Origin of the sequence: Epilithonimonas mollis (assembly GCF_900142325.1) — a bacterium.
Lineage (GTDB): Bacteria > Bacteroidota > Bacteroidia > Flavobacteriales > Weeksellaceae > Epilithonimonas > Epilithonimonas mollis.
Window position 1 is genome coordinate 1477825 of the sequence record NZ_FRAM01000001.1, and the last position, 18724, is coordinate 1496548.

At 36.7% G+C, this 18724-nt stretch carries 17 protein-coding genes; 11 read left to right on the plus strand and 6 right to left on the minus strand.

Annotated elements, in window-relative coordinates:
* Positions 1-29: 29 nt before the first annotated feature.
* The 4 genes from BUA97_RS06660 to BUA97_RS06675 all read left to right on the plus strand — a co-directional run bounded on the left by BUA97_RS06660 (position 30) and on the right by BUA97_RS06675 (position 5350).
* Positions 30-2723, plus strand: a complete 2694-nt coding sequence (locus BUA97_RS06660) for a TonB-dependent receptor (protein WP_072997017.1) — start codon at positions 30-32, stop codon at positions 2721-2723.
* 81 nt (positions 2724-2804) lie between these two features.
* On the plus strand, positions 2805-3245 hold the full coding sequence (locus BUA97_RS06665; RefSeq protein WP_072997018.1) for a hypothetical protein: 441 nt from the start codon (positions 2805-2807) through the stop codon (positions 3243-3245).
* Between the two features lie 66 nt (positions 3246-3311).
* On the plus strand, positions 3312-4301 hold the full coding sequence (locus BUA97_RS06670) for an aspartate-semialdehyde dehydrogenase (protein WP_072997019.1): 990 nt from the start codon (positions 3312-3314) through the stop codon (positions 4299-4301).
* 53 nt (positions 4302-4354) lie between these two features.
* Entirely contained in the window at positions 4355-5350 is a 996-nt protein-coding gene (locus BUA97_RS06675) for a cation diffusion facilitator family transporter (RefSeq protein WP_072997020.1), read from the plus strand.
* Here BUA97_RS06675 and BUA97_RS06680 read toward each other — a convergent pair.
* Together BUA97_RS06680 and xrtF are read right to left on the minus strand one after the other, a co-directional pair.
* Positions 5347-5778, minus strand: coding sequence for an exosortase F system-associated membrane protein (locus BUA97_RS06680; RefSeq protein ID WP_072997021.1), 432 nt, complete (start codon positions 5776-5778; stop codon positions 5347-5349). The genes BUA97_RS06675 and BUA97_RS06680 overlap by 4 nt on opposite strands.
* Before the next feature lie 440 nt (positions 5779-6218).
* The gene (gene xrtF, locus BUA97_RS06690; RefSeq protein WP_072997023.1) at positions 6219-6743 is read right to left on the minus strand and encodes an exosortase family protein XrtF; all 525 of its coding nucleotides are present in this window, start codon (positions 6741-6743) and stop codon (positions 6219-6221) included.
* 57 nt (positions 6744-6800) lie between these two features.
* On the opposite strand from xrtF, the gene BUA97_RS06695 reads away from it, so the two are divergent.
* The gene (locus BUA97_RS06695) at positions 6801-7814 is read left to right on the plus strand and encodes an aminoglycoside phosphotransferase family protein (RefSeq protein WP_072997024.1); all 1014 of its coding nucleotides are present in this window, start codon (positions 6801-6803) and stop codon (positions 7812-7814) included.
* 210 nt (positions 7815-8024) lie between these two features.
* Here the strand turns inward: BUA97_RS06695 and BUA97_RS06700 are convergent, their stop codons facing one another.
* A complete protein-coding gene (locus BUA97_RS06700; protein WP_072997025.1) occupies positions 8025-8681 on the minus strand; it encodes a C40 family peptidase in 657 nt (218 codons plus the stop codon).
* A gap of 224 nt (positions 8682-8905) precedes the next feature.
* A complete protein-coding gene (locus BUA97_RS06705; RefSeq protein ID WP_072997026.1) occupies positions 8906-11104 on the minus strand; it encodes a glutamine synthetase III family protein in 2199 nt (732 codons plus the stop codon).
* Positions 11105-11458: 354 nt separating this feature from the next.
* Between BUA97_RS06705 and BUA97_RS06710 the strand changes: the two genes are divergently transcribed.
* Positions 11459-13126 (plus strand): DUF6909 family protein, encoded by a 1668-nt coding sequence (locus BUA97_RS06710; protein WP_072997027.1) that lies wholly within the window; start codon positions 11459-11461, stop codon positions 13124-13126.
* 31 nt (positions 13127-13157) lie between these two features.
* Here BUA97_RS06710 and BUA97_RS06715 read toward each other — a convergent pair whose 3' ends face one another.
* On the minus strand, positions 13158-14399 hold the full coding sequence (locus tag BUA97_RS06715) for a DUF445 domain-containing protein (RefSeq protein ID WP_072997028.1): 1242 nt from the start codon (positions 14397-14399) through the stop codon (positions 13158-13160).
* An 81-nt stretch (positions 14400-14480) separates the two neighbouring features.
* On the opposite strand from BUA97_RS06715, the gene BUA97_RS06720 reads away from it, so the two are divergent.
* On the plus strand, positions 14481-15626 hold the full coding sequence (locus tag BUA97_RS06720) for a serine hydrolase domain-containing protein (protein WP_072997029.1): 1146 nt from the start codon (positions 14481-14483) through the stop codon (positions 15624-15626).
* Here BUA97_RS06720 and BUA97_RS06725 read toward each other — a convergent pair.
* The gene (locus BUA97_RS06725) at positions 15623-16252 is read right to left on the minus strand and encodes a TetR/AcrR family transcriptional regulator (RefSeq protein WP_072997230.1); all 630 of its coding nucleotides are present in this window, start codon (positions 16250-16252) and stop codon (positions 15623-15625) included. The two genes, BUA97_RS06720 and BUA97_RS06725, sit on opposite strands and share 4 nt — an antisense overlap.
* Before the next feature lie 88 nt (positions 16253-16340).
* Between BUA97_RS06725 and BUA97_RS06730 the strand changes: the two genes are divergently transcribed.
* Genes BUA97_RS06730 through BUA97_RS06745 form a run of 4 tightly spaced genes read left to right on the plus strand, consistent with a single transcriptional unit; the run spans position 16341 to position 18695 of the window.
* Complete coding sequence (locus BUA97_RS06730; protein ID WP_072997030.1) at positions 16341-16964, plus strand: TatD family hydrolase; 624 nt, start codon at positions 16341-16343, stop codon at positions 16962-16964.
* On the plus strand, positions 16957-17682 hold the full coding sequence (locus BUA97_RS06735) for a tRNA threonylcarbamoyladenosine dehydratase (RefSeq protein ID WP_072997031.1): 726 nt from the start codon (positions 16957-16959) through the stop codon (positions 17680-17682). Before BUA97_RS06730 ends, BUA97_RS06735 begins: the two co-directional genes overlap by 8 nt.
* A gap of 4 nt (positions 17683-17686) precedes the next feature.
* A complete protein-coding gene (gene rnpA, locus BUA97_RS06740) occupies positions 17687-18058 on the plus strand; it encodes a ribonuclease P protein component (RefSeq protein WP_072997032.1) in 372 nt (123 codons plus the stop codon).
* Between the two features lie 43 nt (positions 18059-18101).
* On the plus strand, positions 18102-18695 hold the full coding sequence (locus BUA97_RS06745) for a DUF4126 domain-containing protein (RefSeq protein ID WP_072997033.1): 594 nt from the start codon (positions 18102-18104) through the stop codon (positions 18693-18695).
* Positions 18696-18724 lie beyond the last annotated feature (29 nt).

An 18724-nucleotide genomic window follows, 5' to 3' on the forward strand; every position in this document is an offset into this window, starting at 1 on the left:
GGATTTTTGCGGCATAAATCTAAAGAAAAATGAAAATGTTATCAAGGAAACCATTGTTTATTCTGGCAATGACAATGACAACGGCAAGCTTTTACTTTGCCCAATCAACGCAAGACACATTATCGAAAGACAACGACATAGAGCAAGTTGTACTGACAGGAGTCGCTGACATCGCAAAAGATAGAAAGACTCCTGTTGCTGTTTCTACAATCAAAGAAGCTCAGATCGTGGAACGATTAGGAAACCAGGAATTTCCGGAGATTCTTAATACTACACCGTCTGTTTATGCAACAAAAGGCGGTGGTGGTTTTGGTGATGGTCGTGTGAACGTACGTGGTTTTGACATGAATAATACAGCCGTTATGATTAATGGTGTTCCAGTAAATGATATGGAGTCGGGAGCTGTTTATTGGTCAAACTGGGCAGGACTTTCCGATGTAACTTCTGCAATACAAATTCAGAGAGGTTTAGGTTCTTCTAAATTAGCCATTGCATCTATTGGTGGTACTATCAATGTACTTACAAGAGCTGCCGACAAAAAAAGAGAAGGAAATGTAACCGTAGGTGTTGGTAATGATGGCTATTTAAAAACTTTATTCTCTTATAATACCGGAAAATCTAATACTGGATGGTCTTCATCATTCTTAATGTCCAGAACAGCAGGTAATACGTATGTTGATGGTTCGCAATTTGAATCTTATAACTATTATTTTGCATTAGGATACCAGAAAGGGAAACACGATTTCCAGTTTACATTTACTGGTGCACCGCAATGGCATAACCAGAATTTCCAGAGTTCTATTGCTAATTTTATTAAGTATGGAAATGGTGTTGATGAGCCAAACAGAAGGTATAACTCCAACTGGGGTTATCTTAATGGAAGTGTGATGTCACAGTCTGTAAACTTTTACAGTAAACCAGTCGCTTCTATCAATTGGGATTGGAATATCTCAGAAAAGTCAAAATTATCTTCTGTTCTATATGCATCTTGGGGACGAGGAGGCGGAACTGGAGTTTTGGGTTCTATCAATAATACAGGAATTAACAATTTACCAAAGACAACAGACGGCTTAATAAGATTTGATGATATCGCAGCTTGGAATCAGGGACAAAATGTAATATGGAATCCAAACGTTGCAAACAATACAGGAATTAATAAAGTTAATGGAACACCGGGAATAGCTACAAGAACTAACGGTCTTGTAAGAAGGTCACATATCAATTCACATGACTGGTATGGATTCCTTACAAATTTCCAGCACAAGATCAATTCTAACTGGAATTTTTCAGTTGGCTTAGACGGCAGATATTATTATGCATATCACCCTGGTGTTATTTCAGAATTTTGGGGCAATTCTGAGTACAGAGAAAATCAAAACCTGAATATGCCGCCTTATTACACAGTTACTCAGGCTTATGAACCAAAGCCTTCTGCTAATCCTTTCGTGAAAGCAATTAAAGATAAATCTCAGATTGCAAGTAGAAACTTTGATGGGGAAGTAATGTGGCTCGGAAGCTTTGGACAGCTAGAATATTCCAATGAACAGATTTCAGCTTTCGTTCAAGGGTCTGTTTCTAACCAACAATTCCAAAGAATCGATAATTGGATTATCAATCAGGACATTTTGAATCCGGATGGAACTATTAAAACTCCACAGACCGTTCAGCAAGGACAGAAAGTAAATACAAAAACTGGATTCAAAGGATTATGGGGCTACAATGCCAAAGGAGGTATTAACTATAATATCAATGAGCAACACAATGTTTTTGCAAACCTTGGATATTATTCTAAGCAACCTAATAACTATGCTGTTTATCCTAATAACCAACAGGTATTGAATGATAATCTTCAGAATGAAAAAATTGCGTCGGCTGAACTTGGTTACGGATTCAGAAGTCCAATTCTAAGAGCTAATGTTAATTTGTATTACACGACTTGGAAGGATAGATTCCAAAGAATCACTAACATCAATATTCCAACGCCTACACCAACTGACGCTAACGCTACTACAAGAGCTTATGCCAACTTACTTGGTATCCAGGAAGTCCATATGGGAGTTGAGTTTGAGGGAACTTTGAAGGTTACAGACTATCTGGATTTTAATGCAATGCTTTCTGTTGGAGATTGGAAATATAAAAACAACCCTACAGGAGAATTATTTGACGATAACAACATTCCTTTAACAAATGTCCCTAGCGCAACCAGTAATTCTGTTCAGCTTGCACTGGATGGTGTTAAAGTTTCAGATGCTGCTCAGACAACAGCTGCTTTAGGATTTACTTTGAAACCGGTAAAGGATTTAAGTATATTCAGTACTTGGAGATATGCTGATAAACTTTATGGTGTATTTAATATTGACCAGAATTTTATTATCAAGGATGGTGTAGTTCCAGCTGCTGCTAAAAAAGGTGCATTGGAATACCCAAGCTATAACTTATTTGACTTGGGTGCATCATACACTTTCAAGTTAAATAACGATCATAGATTAACAATAACAGGTAATGTTTATAACTTGCTTGATACTGTTTACATTTCCGACGGTAAGTCATCTACACATATCAGAAATCTGTCAGATTTCACAGCAACTCAAACTCAAACTGCTCAGCAACAATACGATGCTTATTTGAGTACATTAAAAACATGGAAAGGAATTGACCAAAACAATACCGTATTTTTTGGTTTCGGAAGAACATGGTCCGCATCACTTTCTTACAGATTTTAATATTGTTAATAAGTATAATTAATCTCAAATCCCGGCAAACTGTCGGGATTTTTCTATCTTTGTCAATCAAAAAATCTGAATATGGAATTTTACAAAATTTTTCTTAATGCTCACAAAGGTTTTGCTTACCTCGAGCTTGCACTGGTTGCAGCATTTTTAATACTGTTATTAGTCACCATGTTTGGCTATAGCGGAAAAATATCAAAACCTTTTAGAAAAGTAACGCTTTTCACCATGGTTTTCTTTCACATCCAGTTTTTGGTGGGTATTTCTTTATTATTTATATTTTCTCCGGGTTTCAAAGCCGCTCTGAATGCAGGAAGCTTAATGAAAGATCCATACGCAAGATTCCAGTACGTGGAACACCCTTTCTCTATGTTGATAGCCGCAGTAATAATGACTATCGTTAACAAAAAAGTAAAATCAAACGATAAATTAACGATTCCTGTCGTTTCTTTAGGATTAGTTGCTGTCGCTCTATTCGTGTTCGCATTCCCTTGGGCAAGAGTTTTCGGAATTTAATTACAATAAATCATTTGATCTGATAAAAACAATTTCTTAGCAAATATCATAAATCAATTATAAAAAATGAAAGTAGCTGTAGTAGGCGCAACCGGAATGGTTGGACAAGTTATGCTGAAAGTTTTGGAAGAAAGAAATCTTCCGATCACTGAACTGATTCCTGTAGCATCAGAGAGATCTGTTGGCAATAAGGTCAAATTCAAGGACAAGGAATTCACTATCGTTAGCATGGACGACGCTATTGCAGTCAAACCCGAGATCGCCATCTTTTCAGCTGGTGGTAATACTTCATTAGAATTTGCTCCTAAATTTGCCGAAGTTGGAACTGTAGTTATCGATAATTCTTCAGCCTGGAGAATGGATCCGACTAAGAAACTGGTTGTTCCTGAGATCAACGCCAATGTTTTGACAAAAGAAGACAAAATCATTGCTAATCCCAATTGTTCTACGATTCAATTGGTAATGGTTCTACACCCTTTGAATATCAAATACGACATCAAAAGAGTTATAGTTTCTACTTATCAATCTGTTACCGGAACTGGAAAAGCAGCTGTTGATCAATTAAATTCTGAGATCAAAGGCGAAAATTCCGAGAAAGTTTATCCTTATCAAATCTTCAAAAATGCATTGCCGCATTGTGATGCTTTTTCTGATGACGATTATACCAAGGAGGAAATTAAATTGATGAAAGAGCCTAAGAAAATTATGGGTGACGATACTTTCAATTTGACAGCAACAGCCGTGAGAGTTCCCGTACAAGGCGGACATTCCGAAAGTGTGAACATCGAATTCGAAAATGAATTTGATCTTGACGAAGTAAGACAAATCCTTTCTGAAACCCCAGGCGTCGTGCTTCAGGATAATGTCAAAAACAACGAATATCCAATGCCCCTTTATTCCGAAGGAAAGGATGAGGTATTTGTAGGCAGGATCAGGCGAGACCTGTCTCAGCCGAAGACACTCAACCTCTGGATTGTGGCAGACAATCTCCGAAAGGGCGCTGCTACCAATGCGGTTCAGATTGCAGAATACTTAGTAGGCAATAACTTAGTTTAAACTAACAAAAACCAAAGAATCTTCGAAATTTCGAAGATTCTTTTTTTAATAAAATGGAAACAAAAAAACAAAGCAGTAATATTGCCTTTCAGAAATGGATTGCTTTTGTCGGCGTCGTTCTTTTCATCGGAAAAATCGTTGCTTGGAAACTGACCAATTCGGATGCGGTCTTTTCGGATGCCATGGAAAGCATCGTGAATGTCATCAGTGCTTTCATGGGACTTTACTCGCTTTATCTTGCCGCAAAACCCAGAGATGAGAACCATCCTTACGGACATGGGAAAGTCGAATTTGTCACTTCTGCTATCGAAGGATCGCTCATCAGCATTGCCGGATTGATGATCATATATGAAGGTACAAACAGTCTGATTTCCGGAAAAATCCTTAATAAGCTTGATCTGGGGATTTGGATTATTGCCGCAACAGCGGTGATTAATTACATCGTCGGCTATATCTCTATTCAGAAAGGAAAACTGGAGAATTCTATTGTATTGATTTCTTCAGGCAAACATCTGCAGTCTGATACCATTACAACTTTAGGCGTTGTGGTAAGTTTGGTTCTGGTTTATTTCACGAAGTTAGTGTGGATAGACTCTGTTGTTGCATTGATTTTAGGCGTCTATATCATTATAATAGGCTACAAAATTATCCGCAAATCGCTCAGTGGGATAATGGATGAAGCGGATCCGGAAATGCTTACCAAACTGGCGGCTTTTCTTAATAAAAACAGAAAACCTGACTGGATCGACATTCATAATGTTAAAATTCAGCAATTCGGAAGCAGGCTTCACATTGATGCGCATCTGACACTGCCCTGGTATTTTGAACTGAGAACCGCTCATGATGAAATGGAAGAAGTTATCAAGCTGATCGCAAAAAATACGGATCGATCGGTTGAATTCAATTTTCACATGGATGACTGTAAACCGACTTCCTGTGCAATCTGTCAGATCATGAACTGTCCTGTTCGTCAGCACGTTTTTACTAAAAAAATAGAATGGAATGGAGAGAATATTTCCCAGCCGACCAAACATACACTGAACAATTAAATCTGTGCAATTCTCTTTCTGTAATAAAAAATCGGGATGAGCAGAATCACTGTCAGTGGCTGGATCACAAACCGCCTTACATAAAAAGAGAAAAGATATCCGAACTGGAATCTATCATAGATACAGTACAGATAGATCGGAAAAACGATGACGAACACCAGCAGCATCAGAATCAAAGCCTCTTTTGTCCATTTACTGTTTTGAAAAATAAAATGAATGATTACCAGAGAGAAAAATGTATTGAGCGTAAATCTCAAAAGGTAATTTAATATCAATTTTCCCCAGACAAAGTTTGGAAAATCAGCAGAATGATTGGCCGATTTAAAAAAAATCAAAAAAGGATCATAGAAAAAATGATCTTCTATGCCCCGGATTGCTATTAACCCGAGAACACCCAACAGTATACAAAAATACCTCAGTATTTTCATAGTGTTTTTGAGATTGTAAAGTTAGAAACCAGAAAATACATTTACACGAATTTGTAAAAGGCGAATTTCATTCCATAATAGATTTCAACTTTGACAAGTTAAAAACAAGGAATAATCATCTGTTAGACAAAAAATTGTTTCTATAAATGTATTTCGGAAACTTTCGGTTCTACAAGAGCCGGAAATAGAATACTGATAGGGAATACCAGGCTGATAATAAATTTATTTTTCATTAGTTGGGTGTGTTTAGGCAACAAATTTACAAAATAAAAACAAATCAACCGGTTTTTTTTCTTTAATAAAAATTCTGTGGAAGAATTAAAAATGAAATCAATATTTAAAATAAATAATAAAATCCTAAACCAAATCATCATTTGGTTAGATATAATAAAATAGAAAAGGACAATCGATATATAAATAAGATATATGAAATAAAAAATCTATTTTTTTTTCCTGAGTGCAAAAAACTGAATCCAGACCAGCCAAAGCATAACAACACCACCATAGATGATTGCCGGAAACACATAATCATGTCCGATCTTCTCGTATTTCGGATATTTCAGATAAATGATATTCAGCAAAACGATTCTGAAAACATTAAGGATATGAAGTAAAATCAATCCGCCTAAAACGTAAAGAAAAGTTTTTGTGCCTTTATAAAATGCGAAAACAAATGCTGAAAAAAGAATAGCTACAGAAATCACATTGCAGCCTTCCACCATTCTGGTCGTGAATTTACCAAAAGTCTGGAACAGAACACTATGTAGCTTCATACTATCAACTAAAACCGTCGGAAATCCTACAAGACTTTGAAAAGAAGCAACTTGTTCAGCCACATTCCTGGTGAAGGGATCTACAACTTCTTCTGCATAAGAATTGAGATAAAATTGATAAAGCAGAACTAAAACAATGTATAGAACTACAAACCTTACCAGAATCTTAAGTACAGGCAGAAAATCTTTCATAAGGTAAAATTACAATTTTTAAGGTTTCTAATTCCATAATTAATTAACTTTGTTTCTATGCAGAATCATCAGATTTTTTTTGAAACTTTTTTAGAAAAGAAGGCAGATTCCTTTCATGTGCTTCCGCAAAGTGGCTCATCGAGAATCAATTACACAGGAACGTCGGGCAACCAAAAATATGTTGTTACTTACAATGAAAATCTTCTTGAAAACGAGGCTTTTTTTTATTTTTCCGAATTATTCCAAAGTCTAAATCTGAATACCCCAAAGATTTTAAAAATCAATCCTGAAAGAAACCTTTACATACAGGAGTTCCTCGGAAGCCATACGCTTTCCGAAATTATTGCCGAAGAAGGCATAACTGAACGTGTCAAAAATCTGATGAAAAAAACTCTCGAAAATCTGTTTGAACTTCAGACAAAAACACAGGGCAAGGTAGATTTCAAAAAAAGTTTTGAATACGAAAAGTATGATGATCTGCCCGTCACCCATGATTTGTATTATTTCAAAAATTATCTGGTTGATATTTTGGAGATAGAATATCACAAATCAGGTTTACTGAAGGAATTCGGGGAAATATCAGAAATAATTCAGTCCATGCGTCCCCAATCCCTGATGATCCGTGACTTCCAGTCCAGGAATATTTTGGTGAATGAGCAGGACGACATTTTTTTCATCGATTATCAGTCTGCGATGGAAGGTCCGGCAACTTATGATGTGATATCTTTTCTTTATCAGGCCAAAGCAAATTTTCCAAAAGATCTCCGGGAAGAAATGCTTAATTACTATTTGTCTTTTTGGAGCGATGATGATAAGGAGGAGTTGAAGAAATCATTTAACTGGATGAAGATGATGCGTTATCTTCAGGTTTTGGGTGCTTATGGATTCCGCGGTTTGATCCAGAGAAAAGCACATTTTTTAGCCAGTATTCTTCAGGGCATCGAAAACATCTGTGAATTGAGCGAAAACTGGGATATTATTCCTGAAAAATTCCCGGAGCTGAATTCTGTTATTCATAATCTGAAATCAGAAAATATCCAGCTAAAGATCGAGGGAATGATAATTGATTAAAGTTCGTGAGTAAATTAGCGAATTTTTTTAAGACTAAGTATGTTTTGATAACTGAAAAACCCAGCCCCGATGATAGGGGCATCCTTTTTTGTCTAGCTTATGTAAAAGCTATGAAACAAAAGAGATACAGCGGACAGCGGGAAACAGCTCCAATAAATAAAAAAACCTCAGAATTGCTTCTGAGGTTTTTTCTGAATATTTTCAGTCTCTCTAATTATTTAAAACACTTAATGTATTTTCTTTTACGATTCGCTTGGCGAATTTGAATTTTGGACCCCAATAATTGTCATCCAGTGAGGAAACCATCACGCCTTTCGATGTTGCAGCATGGATGAATTTTACTTCGCCATCTGCAGTTACTTCTTCCACAATTCCTACATGAGATATTCTGCTTCCTCTGTGCGAAAAGAATACCAAGTCACCTTTCTGAAGTTCTGTTTTTTCTACAGAATCGCCTTCCTGGGATTGCGCTGCGGCCACTCTAGGAAGATTCATCCCTGCAGCGGCACCGAAAACGGATAATACAAATGCTGAACAGTCTATTCCGCTTCTGGAAGTTCCTCCGAATCTGTAAGGTGTTCCAAGATAACTTTCAGCTTCGGAAAGAATGTTGTCTATTGTATTGCTGTGTTTGATAGCATTTTCTATCGCCGCTCTTTTGATATCTGCGCTGGTATTTGAGATTGCAGCCAGTACTTTGTATGTTTTGTTGTCTGTATTGCTAACGACAGGTTTTACATCCAGCGATGCAAACTTGGCATCAGTTTTGTATGTTTGATTGTTAGAAACCACATAGTTAGAAACGCAAGACTGAAGCGAAAAAAATGTGGTCACAAATAAGATATAAACTAGAACTCTTTTCTTCATATATATTTAATTATTTGTGTTAAACTTGAGTTGGTTTTTTGTGATTGCATAGCAAATTTAGCCATTACTCTTTAAAGGACATTTCAAATCAATTTGAGCATTCCTGAGTTTAACATAATTTAACAGTCTTTTTAAGAATGTTAAAGAAAAACAAACCGCAAAGCCTTTATTTAGACTTTGCGGTTTTATTTTTAGTTAAGATTCTTTAACGTTTTAGAAATTATCTATCTGGTAAATAATAATTCTCTATATTTCGTCATTGGCCAAAGTTCATCATCAACCATCATTTCCAAGGCATCAGACGCTTCTCTGATATTGTCAAACAAAGGGATTACCTTGTTGCAGTATTCCTCAGCCTGCTTCTGGCTTCCTGATGTATTTTTAGCTTTTTCTTTGGCAGAAAGCAGTTCATCCACACCAACTTTGATTTGTGATACATTTCCGGAAATATCAGAGATTAAACTCAATTGTTCTTTTGCTAAAGTTTTAAATTCCTTGTCGCCAAAAATTTCTTTCAGACCTTTAACATTCTCGATCAATCTGTTTTGATAATTAAGGGCTGCCGGAATAATATGGTTCCTTGCGATATCAGCCAAAACTCTTGCTTCGATATCAATTACAGTTGAGTATTTTTCTAATTTGATCTCATTTCTGGCTTCGAATTCTCTGTGAGAATAGATTCCTAACTCTTCATAAAGCTCAACGAATTTTTTGTCTAATTCTTTTTTAAGTGCTTCAGGAGTCGTCTTTAAATTATTAAGACCTCTTTTTTTAGCTTCTTTTGCCCAATCGTCAGAATAACCGTCTCCTTCAAACATAATGCTCTTCGATTGCTTGATGTATTCTCTCAAGATATTGAAAATCGCTTCATCTTTCTTAAGACCAGTTTCGATCAAAGCATCTACTTCTTTTTTAAAAGTTTTCAATTGTTTTGCAGCGATAACATTCATCACAGTCATCACTTCCGCACAGTTTGCAGAAGAACCAACCGCTCTGATCTCGAATTTATTTCCTGTGAAAGCAAAAGGAGAAGTTCTGTTTCTATCGGTATTATCCAAAAGAATTTCAGGGATTTTCCCGACAACATTCAGTTTGAGTTCTGTTTTTTCTTCAGGAGACAATTTTCCGTCCGTTACTTTTTCCAATTCTTCCAAAACTCTGAATAACTGACTTCCTATGAAAGCAGAGATAATCGCTGGCGGCGCTTCATTGGCCCCCAGCCTGTGGTCGTTGCTTGCAGATGCAATAGATGCTCTCAACAAATCTGCATAATCGTGAACCGCTTTCAAAGTATTCACAAAGAAAGTCAGGAACTGAAGGTTTTTCTTTGGATTTTTTCCCGGACTCAAAAGGTTTTCACCTGTGTCAGTTCCCAAAGACCAGTTGTTATGTTTTCCACTTCCGTTAACGCCGGCAAATGGTTTTTCGTGAAATAAAATATGGAAATGATGTTTATGCGCAATTCTTGCCATAATATCCATTAACAATGAATTGTGATCCACCGCAACATTAGCTTCCTCAAACATCGGTGCCAACTCAAATTGATTTGGAGCAACCTCGTTATGACGTGTTGTTACAGGAATTCCCAATTTCATACATTCGATTTCCAATTCCTTCATATAGTTCATTACCCTTGTAGGGATCGAACCAAAATAATGGTCATCCAGCTGCTGTCCTTTTGCTGGAGAATGTCCCAACAAAGTTTTTCCGGTCAAAACCAAATCCGGGCGGGATTGATACAAAGCTGTATCTACCAAGAAATATTCCTGCTCCCAACCCAAAGTCGGAGAAACTTTTGTTACATTTTTATCGAAGTAAGATTTACAAACATCGGTTGCTGCTTCATCAACCGCGTTCAAAGCTCTTAATAATGGTGCTTTATAATCTAAAGTTTCGCCAGTGTAAGAAATAAAAATCGAAGGGATACAAAGCGTAGTTCCCATAATGAAAGCAGGAGAAGTTGGATCCCAAGCAGTATAACCTCTCGCCTCGAAAGTATTTCTGATCCCGCCATTTGGGAAAGAGGAAGCGTCCGGCTCTTGCTGAATCAACATTCCGCCACTAAATCTTTCAATTGCTCTACCTCCTTCGATCGGCGTGAAGAATGAATCATGTTTCTCAGCGGTTGCACCCGTCAAAGGCTGGAACCAGTGTGTATAGTGTGTTGCACCTTTGGATATTGCCCAATCTTTCATTGCAACAGCTACCTGATCCGCAATGTGTCTCTGGATTTTTGCTCCTTTTTTAATAGCATCCAAAATAGACTGGAACGCTTCTTTCGTCAGGTATTCTCTCATTGTTTCTTCTGAGAATACATTTTGACAAAACAATTCAGACAGTTTTGCAGGAACTTCTATGAAATTATCTTTTCTGTAATTTCTAAATGGGAGCTCTGCCAGGGCTTTAAATCTTAATGTTGACATAAAAGTATGTTATTTTTAACGAGGCAAATTTACAAAAAATATAAATTCAAATTTATTTACCCCTCAAAATTTATAGTTATTTTAAATAAAATAAATATAAAAACAAAAAACACCCCCAAATTTGATTGAATATTCAATTAGCTTTAATAAAAAATTGTTTACGGTTTATTATCAAAATATGAATGAAAATTATTTTTAGATATTAACGAGAAAGTTTAACTTTAAAAACTATTAAATACTAATAATACCAAATGCAAAAAAACAGTAATAGTCTGGAATTGAACTAATTAAACAAAAACACATGATTTAAAAATTATTTCATACCTTTGCAGACTTTTACAAAAATTTTAATATATGGCAAATTCAAGAGCAAGAGAAACCACAGAAGCTATCGAAAGATTATACGTCTCTATGAGACACTTATTCTACAGAGGATTTTTCAAACCTTCTGGAGTGTCGGGGGAATCATTAAGAAAATTATTGATGGTCATCAATCCCGAAATCTATGGAAGTATGAGCATCCCTAATAAGATAGAACTGGATGGTTTGCTTTATGTTCTTGACCGTCTTCCGGAAGGCATCGAGGAATGTTCTTTCATCCACCTGACTTCTGACGAAGGTTTCGACAAAGGCAGCTTCGAACCGATCGTTCCTAAGAAAAGACGCAGAAACTGCTACAGAATCGATGAACATCAGATGAACATCGAAGTTCTTTTAGGGCGTTCCGAGATCTATGATATCCTTACTCACCTTACATTCCTTTATCTGGAAGCTGATAAAATCAAAAATATCGGTTTTGATTTAGAAAATGAAGGTCGTCCAAAACGTATCTGGAAAATCATCGAGGAAGTTGCGAAAGGCGAGAAAAAATACAGCCGGAAAGAAAAAGAAGTCGCTTTGATTCATCTTTCTTCTTTTCTGGGGAGAACGTTTGATGAAACTTTGAACGCTTATAATAACTTTGGTGACGACAAAAACCCGGACCGTTTATTTAAAATTATATATTGGCTTGGACAGATCAGTTTAGAAGATTGGAGGGAGACTAGAGAAAGAGAAATCCATTTTTCAGCGATACTTCAGGAACGTGTCGGCCATCACCTTTTCGGAGAAAGATGGGCAAACAAAATCAAAAACATTCTTGTAGAAAACAACCTTCACATGCGTCCGCTTCACATCATCAGCGCGAATATGCACTCTGTGAAGAACATGCTTTTCGCCAACGAAGCGCTTAATAAAAAAGCGACAAAAGATGTAGATTATAAGCTATTCGCTGATATCAGCAACAAAAAAGACCTGCAGGAGAAAATCCTGGAATATGCTGAAAAGCAAGGTATGATCTATATTGACGACAATAGCGGAAGCAATATTGATGTTCAAATCATTGATCTTGCTAAAACTGAACTAAAAAATTCGGTATTCGCAAATCAAAAATATAAAGGTGATGATGTGATCCTGGTTTTCGATTATGCTTTCGGGGAACAGGCTTTTGAAGTGATGGACGAATTGCTAAGACCATACGAGGTAAATGGTGAGGTTTATATGATGAAAGTAAAGTCCGTTTCGATAATGGGTAAAGCCGGAATCTTAACCGGAGGAAAAGGAGACATTATGATTCCGACTTCTCATATCTTCGAAGGAACTGCCGACAATTACGTTTTTGAAAATGCTTTAAAAGCTACCGATTTTGTAGATGACGAGATCAAATCTTTTGAAGGGCCGATGATTACGGTTCTGGGAACATCGCTCCAAAATAAAGATATCCTTTCCTACTTTATGACAACGTCTTGGAAAGCCATTGGTCTGGAAATGGAAGGTGCGCATTATCAAAAAGCGATTCAGGTAGCTAGTAAAATCCGTCACCACATTTCACCGGATTTGTTTGTGATGTATGCCTATTATGCTTCGGATAATCCTTTGGAAACGGGAAGCACACTATCTTCCGGCGGACTTGGATTGACTGGCGTGAAACCAACTTATATGATTACGCATAAAATCATCGAGAAAATTCTTGAGAAACAATAAAAAATAAAAAGCCTCCAAACCGGAGGTTTTTTTATATAAAATTCGCAATAGTATAAATCAGTAAACCAACCAAACCTCCAACGATGGTTCCGTTGATCCGGATAAATTGTAAGTCCTTCCCTACTTCCAGCTCCAGTTTCCGGCTGAGTTCTTTACCTTCCCAATTACCGACAGTTGTACTGATGAGTTCGCTAAAATTCTGAGTGTTTTTCAGAATGTATTTATAAGCAGTTAATCTAACCCAATTATCAATCCGGTTTTGGAAATGTTCATCATTTTGCAGGTTTGAAACAAATTCATCAATGTTTTTTTTAACATAAGATTTCAGTTTAGAATCTTCTTGAGACAATTCTTTTATTAATGAGGATTTCAGAGATTGCCAAATGTCAGATGAATATTGTTTGATCTTTTCACTTTGTAGAAAATCGGATTTTATAGAATTAAATTCCTCTTCCCATTTTGGTTCATCTTTCAGTTCTTGCGAAAAATCCAGGATTTTATTCGTGATTTCTGCTCGTAATGGATGGCTAAGATCTTCTTCAACTTCAAGAAAATAATCACTTAACCCTTTCGTAATTTTCTCAGCAATTTTATGATCCACAGATTTCGGAATCAAAAAAAAGCTTTCTTTTTTCACCCTCTCAGAAACCATTTGATGGTTTTGCAGAATATAGTTTTTAATCTGAGAACTAAGATTGGTAATGATTTTCTGATGGTCATTTTTATTGAGAAGGTATTCGATTCCATTTCCGATGACCGAATTTAATCTGATGGAATCAGTCATTTCTTCTGCTTTATTAGAAATGAAGTTCACAACAGATTCATCATCCAGTTTATTAAGGATATCTTTTAGAATTGATGATAATTCATTAATCAAAACATGTTGATTTTTATCTTTTGAAAGCCAGTCGCCAACATAAGCCGAAATTTTTAGTTTCTCAATATATGGCCTGATATTCTGTGGAGAAAGAAAATTATCAACCACAAAATTCCCGAGATTATCTCCGATTTTTTCTTTAGAATTTTCAATCAGGTTAGTATGAGGGATTTTTAGTCCTAACGGATAATTAAATAGAGCAGTCACCGCAAACCAATCTGCCAGTGCGCCAACCATCGCCGCTTCCGAGAATGCACGGATGTAACCGATCCAATGGGAGTTATTCTCTTTTTGCAAAATTGTCATCAATATGAAAATCACAGCCATCAGAATAAACAATCCTGTTGCAAGACTTTTATAACGTGTAAGCTGCTTTTGTTTCAAATCATCATTCATAAGCCGTAAAATTCGAAAATCATTCCAAACAAATTTATTACAATTTGATTAATTTAAATATTTTTACATCAAATTATCCGAATGCTGAAAAAACCACTGAATATTTTTTTGATGATTATAGCCGGCATTATATTGCTTGCTTACATCACCGGTTATAATTACCTTTTTCGTGGTGTAAGATTAACCTATCTTCGTGGTGAAACCAGCTCTACAATTGACGACGGCGTATATTTTTCCTCAAAAATAATTTCTAAAGGAGCATCCAAACCTTGGCCAGTGTCCATTAACTACAATAAGCAAAAACTCTCTTCTGAACTGGAAAACCATCTGAAAGAAACAGAAACCGTTTCTTTTCTGGTGATCAGGCACGGAAAGATCCTGCAGGAGCATTATTGGGATAATTATAATAAAACGAAAGAAAGCAATTCATTTTCCATAGCAAAAACCATAACCGTAATCCTGTTGGGAAAAGCAATTGATGACGGAAGAATAAAAGGCATAGATCAGGCTTTTTCAGACTTCTATCCGGAGTTCTCTTATAATCAATTTGGGAAAAACCTGACATTAAAAAATCTTGCGGCTATGGAAGCCGGACTGGATTGGAAAGAAGATTACAAAGATCCTTTCGGGTCAAATGCGAAGCTTTATTACGGATTTTCTCTTGCAGATATTATTTTCAATAGCAGGCTGAAACAAAATCCAGGCGAAAAATTTGAATACCAAAGCGGTGCAACTCAATTGTTGGGATTTGCAATAGGCAAAGCCACAGGCACATCTCTGTCGGCATATGCGTCGGCAAAACTCTGGAAACCACTCGGCATGGAACAGAATGCAGAATGGACAACTGATGATACGGGCATCGAAAAAGCCTTTTGCTGTATCCAGTCGAATGCAAGGGATTTTGCAAAAATCGGCTCTTTGCTTATGAATAAAGGAAAATTTGAAAATGCGCCTTTACTTAATGAGTATTTCGTAAACCAAATGACAACACCCTCGGAACATTCAGACGGTGTATATGGACTGGGACTCTGGATCAATAATGACTATAAAATCCCTCATTATTACATGTATGGCCTTCATGGGCAATTTGTGATTATGATCCCGGAATATGATATGATTATTGTAAGGTTTGGGAACAAGGAAAATCATGAAAAAGATTCAAAAAACCGTCCGAAAGCTGTTGAATTCTACATCAATGAAGTTTTGAAAACTACAGGTAAAAACTAATCTGCATCATAATCCAACAATGCAAAAACACTAAGCAAAGTACTGTTTTTCAGCTTCTGTTCAGCCTCTTTCATATATTGTGCATCCGTATTGGCAGGAACATAAAGCTGATAAAAATTTTTATTTCTGATAACGAATAAAGTCGATCCAATGATCATTGTCAGAATATCTTCAGACTTCGGTGCATTATGGAAAACGCCCGAAACAATACCTCTTTTCGTAATCTCATCCAGCCTGCTGACACAGGTCTGATAAAATTCCAGAAGATCATCTTTCACGTTGTCCAGAGATCGCATCTCCTGTGTCACAAAGCCATGGAAATAGCTGTATTTAAAAAGAAGACTGATCACATAATTCACGATTTCTTTCATCTGCATCTCCGGTTTCCCTTCTTTTATAGTGTGGGCAAATTCAGAAAAACTCTCTTTCGTACGCTGGACACGATATTGATAGAGATAGGACATCATTTTTTCTTTCGATCCGAAATAGTATGAGATCATTGCCACATTGATGTTGGCTTTTGAACAAATGTCTCGCACGGACGTCCCTTCGAAACCTTTTTTGGCAATTAGTTCCTCGGCGACATCAAGGATTTTTATTTGTTTATCAGTAAATTTTTTTCTCATTCTTCCGAAAAGATTTAGCGTAAAATTAAACTTATTTTTCATCAATTACAATAGGCAATAATTTCTGTCCAAATCTCTATCTTTGGCTATGGATTTTTTGGATTTTCATCATCATAAACCTAGTCAGCCAGGCATTTATAATCTCAATCTCAATGAAGAAATTCCGCAATGGAAATTCTCAGCCGGGCTGCATCCGAAGGACATTACGGAAAACTGGAAATCCGATTTTGAAAGAATCAAAAATATATCTCAGTCGTATAATTGTCTCGCAATCGGCGAATGTGGTTTGGACGCAATGATCCCTATAGACGAAAGTCTTCAAAATGAGATCTTTCAACATCATATATCATGGGCAGAAGACATCAAAAAGCCAGTTATTGTTCATTGTGTACGAAGATTTTCGCAGCTTCTCCATTACAAAAGAGCAAAAGTGCCATTCATCATTCACGGATTCAACAAGAAAGAAAATGTTGCAAAAGAACTTTTACAGGCCGGCTTTTTCCTGAGTTTTGGAAAAGCAGCATCAGATCACTTATCTTTGCAGCAAATTATTAAAGATTTTCCTGTTCATAAGATGTTTCTGGAAAGCGATGATACAGATTTTGATATTGCGGAACTGTATGAAAAAGTTTCTGCAATCAAGTCTATGTCTTTGGAAAATCTGAAAATGCAGATGTGGGAGAATCTGGAAAATGTGATTAATTATGGATAAATTTTGGTTGGAACGCACCGAATTACTGATAAAAAATGAAGGTATTGAAAAACTGCAAAACGCCAAAGTTTTAGTAGTCGGACTGGGCGGTGTCGGTTCTTTTGCAGCAGAATTTTTGGCCCGGGCGGGTATTGGATCTATGATTATTGCAGATGGCGATATTGTAGATATTACCAATATCAACCGGCAGTTGCCTGCACTTCATTCCACAATCGGTCAACATAAAGTTGAGTTGGTTGGAGACAGGCTTATGGACATCAATCCTAATCTTAAACTCACCAGGATCAATGAATTTCTGGAAGCAGAAAGAATGAACGAATTGATAAAATCAGAAAAATTCGATTATGTTCTGGACTGCATCGATTCCCTGACTCCAAAATTGGCATTGATGATAAGCTGTCGCAGAAACAAGGTAAAATTAGTTTCATCCATGGGTGCCGGCGGAAAAACGGATCCCAGTAAAGTGATGGTTCGCGATCTTCATAAAACCAGAGATTGCCTGCTCGCCAGACAGGTAAGAAAGCGGCTGAAAAAAGAAAAAATCAATAAAGGTTTCCGATGTGTTTTTTCAACTGAAGTGCAGGACGAAAACAGCCTGAAAATGACCGATGGAACCAACTTCAAACGTTCTTTCTATGGCACAGTCAGTTTTATCCCTGCTATATTTGGGCTTTATGCAGCGGCTGAAGTTATCAATTACTTAACCGGAAGAAAATAATAATTTGAAAAAAAACGGATATCCAACCCAGGAAAAGCTTAAAAAAAAATCAGAAATTGACCTTTTATTTAAAAAAGGCAAATGGATATCTGTTGATAATCTGAGAATCATCTATCTCCACTCTTCCGAAAAAATGCCGATAGAGTCTCACAAAATCGGTGTCTCTGTTTCTAAGAAATTCTTCAAACGGGCCGTTGACAGAAATAGAATAAAACGCTTACTACGAGAATGTTACAGATTAAATAAAGCACTTTACCAGGAAGCATTCGGAGAAAAATCTATTGCCATGCTTTTCTGGGTTTCAAAAGATTTGCCGGAACATAATTCCATCGTTGAAAACCAGTTTCTAAATCTCTGTAAAAAGAAAATGGGATAATATCTTTTTTTAATTTGTAATTTTAATTTCAAATAAATTACAGATGAGCGATATTTTACCTTACGTCCTTAGCGCATTTATCGGAGTTGGTTTGGCGGCCGCTTCCGGTTTCAGGGTATTTTTACCGATGTTTGCTGTCAGCCTGGCTTCGTATCTTGGCTGGATTCCGATGTCGGATAACTTTGAATGGCTATCCGGTCTTCCCACATTGATTACAACCGGAGTTGCAACTGTAATTGAAATCGCAGCATATTACATTCCTGTAGTTGATAATTTTTTGGATACCATTACAATTCCGTTGGCAACTATAGCCGGTTCTATTCTGTTTGCGAGTCAGTTTATGGAACTGGATACATTTCCGCAATGGGCATTGGCGTTGATTGCAGGTGGCGGAACAGCAGCAACCATCGCATCAGGATTTGCAGGAACACGAGCTGCCTCGACAACTACAACTGCAGGAATTGGAAATCACCTTGTGGCTACCACAGAAACTGCGGGTGCCGGTTTGATGTCTGTTCTTTCTATTTTTCTGCCTGTTATTGCTTTTATTTTTGCAATTATATTAATCGTTCTTGTTTTATTTTTTGGTCGGAAACTTTGGAAAAAGATGAAAACATATAATTCTGGCATTTTCTGAAATAAAAAATCCCGCTGTTGCGGGATTTT

Coding starts and splice junctions, on each gene's coding strand:
- BUA97_RS06730 (WP_072997030.1), top strand. CDS start 16,341: ATGGATTTTTTGGATTTTCATCATCATAAACCTAGTCAGCCAGGCATT.
- BUA97_RS06720 (WP_072997029.1), top strand. CDS start 14,481: ATGCTGAAAAAACCACTGAATATTTTTTTGATGATTATAGCCGGCATT.
- BUA97_RS06705 (WP_072997026.1), bottom strand. CDS start 11,104: ATGTCAACATTAAGATTTAAAGCCCTGGCAGAGCTCCCATTTAGAAAT.
- BUA97_RS06700 (WP_072997025.1), bottom strand. CDS start 8,681: ATGAAGAAAAGAGTTCTAGTTTATATCTTATTTGTGACCACATTTTTT.
- BUA97_RS06660 (WP_072997017.1), top strand. CDS start 30: ATGAAAATGTTATCAAGGAAACCATTGTTTATTCTGGCAATGACAATG.
- BUA97_RS06695 (WP_072997024.1), top strand. CDS start 6,801: ATGCAGAATCATCAGATTTTTTTTGAAACTTTTTTAGAAAAGAAGGCA.
- BUA97_RS06735 (WP_072997031.1), top strand. CDS start 16,957: ATGGATAAATTTTGGTTGGAACGCACCGAATTACTGATAAAAAATGAA.
- BUA97_RS06675 (WP_072997020.1), top strand. CDS start 4,355: ATGGAAACAAAAAAACAAAGCAGTAATATTGCCTTTCAGAAATGGATT.
- BUA97_RS06680 (WP_072997021.1), bottom strand. CDS start 5,778: ATGAAAATACTGAGGTATTTTTGTATACTGTTGGGTGTTCTCGGGTTA.
- BUA97_RS06745 (WP_072997033.1), top strand. CDS start 18,102: ATGAGCGATATTTTACCTTACGTCCTTAGCGCATTTATCGGAGTTGGT.
- BUA97_RS06665 (WP_072997018.1), top strand. CDS start 2,805: ATGGAATTTTACAAAATTTTTCTTAATGCTCACAAAGGTTTTGCTTAC.
- BUA97_RS06710 (WP_072997027.1), top strand. CDS start 11,459: ATGGCAAATTCAAGAGCAAGAGAAACCACAGAAGCTATCGAAAGATTA.
- BUA97_RS06715 (WP_072997028.1), bottom strand. CDS start 14,399: ATGAATGATGATTTGAAACAAAAGCAGCTTACACGTTATAAAAGTCTT.
- xrtF (WP_072997023.1), bottom strand. CDS start 6,743: ATGAAAGATTTTCTGCCTGTACTTAAGATTCTGGTAAGGTTTGTAGTT.
- BUA97_RS06670 (WP_072997019.1), top strand. CDS start 3,312: ATGAAAGTAGCTGTAGTAGGCGCAACCGGAATGGTTGGACAAGTTATG.
- BUA97_RS06725 (WP_072997230.1), bottom strand. CDS start 16,252: ATGAGAAAAAAATTTACTGATAAACAAATAAAAATCCTTGATGTCGCC.